Here is a 2,534-nt window from a genome sequence, read left to right as displayed (position 1 = left end):
TCAGATGTCCAATATGTATTGTAGTCCTACACTTACAAATAGAGATGGCGCCTGTTCCTATTGCGATTTTTGTCGAAAAGTGTTATAATTTTGGTAATATTTTCATCTGTAAACTTGCAGCTCGCTTTTGGGGGCGCCGAATCAAACTCCTAATCATGCAATCACGGACACCATAATAGGATCAGGTCTTGAATAGCGGGCTTCTAAACATCTGCTGGTTTGGTCGTCGCACACATGACCACGGTTTCCTGTCCGTGCATTTAATGGGGGGGGGGGAAATTTTTTACAATATTTTCAAAAGAGTAATCATACCGAACATTGCATCGTTTTGAGATAGAGAGATATGAAACGAGAATACATTCAGAAAAACGTATATGAAGCAGTACAGGAGCGCTTTGATTTTTTGTTCCGCGAGTTTGAGAACATCTACGTTTCGTTCAGCGGCGGTAAGGACAGTGGGCTTCTTCTGAACCTCCTGCTGGATTTTAAGCGCACTTATTACCCACAGCGGACGGTCGGCGTCTTTCATCAGGATTTTGAGGCGCAATATACAGTGACAACGGAATATGTCACAAAAACATTTGAGCGTTTGGAGTCTGAGGTCGATCCCTACTGGGTATGTCTGCCTATGGCTACCCGAACTGCCCTGTCCAGCTATGAGATGTTTTGGTATCCCTGGGATGACAGGCATCCTGAACTGTGGGTGCGTCCCATGCCCAGCTATTCCTATGTCATCAATATGGATAAGCCGTTCGATCATTACCGCTACCGGATGCACCAGGAGGACCTTGCTAAGCAGTTTGGGCGTTTTTATAAGGAACGCCATGGCGGTGGACGCACTGTTTGTCTGTTGGGATTGCGGGCAGATGAATCGTTGCAGAGGTACAGCGGATTTGTCAATAAGAAACATGGCTATAAGGGAGAATGTTGGATCTCCAAGCAGTTCAAGGATGTGTGGTGCGCTTCTCCCCTTTATGACTGGTCTAACAGGGATGTGTGGGTCGCGATTTCCCGGTTTGGCTATGAATATAATCGACTCTATGATCTGTATTATCAGGCGGGGCTCAAGATCGACCAGATGCGGGTGGCCTCTCCGTTCAATGATTACTCCAAGGATGCGCTGAATTTATACCGGGTGATTGATCCGGAGATTTGGACCAGGCTGGTCGGCCGGGTGCGGGGGGCCAACTTTGGTGCGATCTATGGTCGGACCAAAGCCATGGGCTATCGCAGCATCACTCTGCCAGAGGGGCATACCTGGCAGTCCTACACAAAGTTCCTGCTGGATACGCTGCCCAAGCGGCTTCAAAACAATTATGTAAAAAAATTCAAGACCTCGATTCAGTTCTGGCACGAAACGGGCGGCGGGCTCTCCGAGGAAGTCATTCGTGAGTTAGAGGAACATGGATATCAGATTCAACGAAACGGTGTATCCAACTATACACTAGATAAAAAATCCCGTGTGGTCTTTCTTGGACCGATTCCGGATCATACGGATGATATTAAGAGTACCAAAGACATTCCAAGCTGGAAACGGATGTGTTATTGTATTTTGAAAAATGACCACACCTGTCGCTTTATGGGTTTCGGCCTGACCCGGCAAGAGCAGAAGCGGGTCGATCTATTTAAGCGGAAGTATAGGGGGATCATAAATGACAAGTGAACCGTTTCGCAGTCCGGCCTATCGTATTATTGCTGTGCCGTTTGAAAAGATCATCCCCAATACATATAATCCAAACAGTGTAGCGCCTCCGGAGATGAAACTACTCTACCTCAGTATTCTGGAGGACGGATATACCCAGCCAATCGTTTGCTATTACTCTGCCAAACAGGATCTATATGCCATTGTAGATGGCTTCCACCGCTGGCGCGTAATGAAGGAACACCGGGATATCTATGAACGGGAGCAGGGAATGCTTCCAGTGGCAGTGATCGACAAGCCTCTCTCCAACCGTATGGCAAGTACCATACGGCACAACCGTGCCAGAGGATCCCATAATGTGGATCTGATGAGCAATATAATCAAGGAACTGCATGAGCTTGGGCGGTCCGACGCCTGGATCGCCAAGCATTTGGGGATGGACAAGGATGAAGTCCTACGACTCAAACAGATCACCGGCTTGGCCGCGCTGTTTCGAGATGTAAAATTTGGGCAGGCATGGCGTCCGGTCGAGGAGGATGAATAGAAAATTGCTTTTATGGTGCCCATATAGCGTAAGCGTCATACAACAGTACTTCAGGCTGGTGTTATGAACAAAAAGGGTTTATTCTGTAATTGGCTAAGAGTAACAAGCAAAGAGATAAACTGGGAGGCAGAGGGCTTAGAAATCATTGTAAAACCGGATAATATCTAGAGTCCACACGCATTTCATTAGCTTTCCAGTCCGCGAAAAACATTACACTAACCAAAAGAGATGTACGCCGTCCGGCTCAGGCCGGACGGCGCATTTTTCATACGGGTTCTCCCAGTCTTCCGCCCTCCAGAGGGCGGATCGCCGTACAGAAGCGCTCACATAGAGCGCGGTCGTGAGAGA

The 2,534-nt window shown here is 47.9% G+C and carries 2 protein-coding genes; both read left to right on the top strand.

Features of this window, described 5'->3' with window-relative positions:
- The first annotated feature begins 343 nt into the window (after positions 1-343).
- Positions 344-1,663 (top strand): phosphoadenosine phosphosulfate reductase, encoded by a 1,320-nt coding sequence (locus HMPREF0372_RS05860; protein ID WP_007489795.1) that lies wholly within the window; start codon positions 344-346, stop codon positions 1,661-1,663.
- Complete coding sequence (locus tag HMPREF0372_RS05855) at positions 1,653-2,186, top strand: IbrB-like domain-containing protein (protein WP_009257717.1); 534 nt, start codon at positions 1,653-1,655, stop codon at positions 2,184-2,186. Before HMPREF0372_RS05860 ends, HMPREF0372_RS05855 begins: the two co-directional genes overlap by 11 nt.
- The last annotated feature ends 348 nt before the right edge of the window (positions 2,187-2,534 follow it).

Source organism: Flavonifractor plautii ATCC 29863 (genome assembly GCF_000239295.1).
Lineage (GTDB): Bacteria > Bacillota > Clostridia > Oscillospirales > Oscillospiraceae > Flavonifractor > Flavonifractor plautii.
Note: the sequence above shows the minus strand (reverse complement) of the source record. Positions and strands in the feature narration are given on the sequence as shown.

What these genes read in the sequence shown, in the direction of transcription:
- HMPREF0372_RS05860 (WP_007489795.1), top strand. Translation starts at nt 344, where the DNA reads ATGAAACGAGAATACATTCAGAAAAACGTATATGAAGCAGTACAGGAG.
- HMPREF0372_RS05855 (WP_009257717.1), top strand. Translation starts at nt 1,653, where the DNA reads ATGACAAGTGAACCGTTTCGCAGTCCGGCCTATCGTATTATTGCTGTG.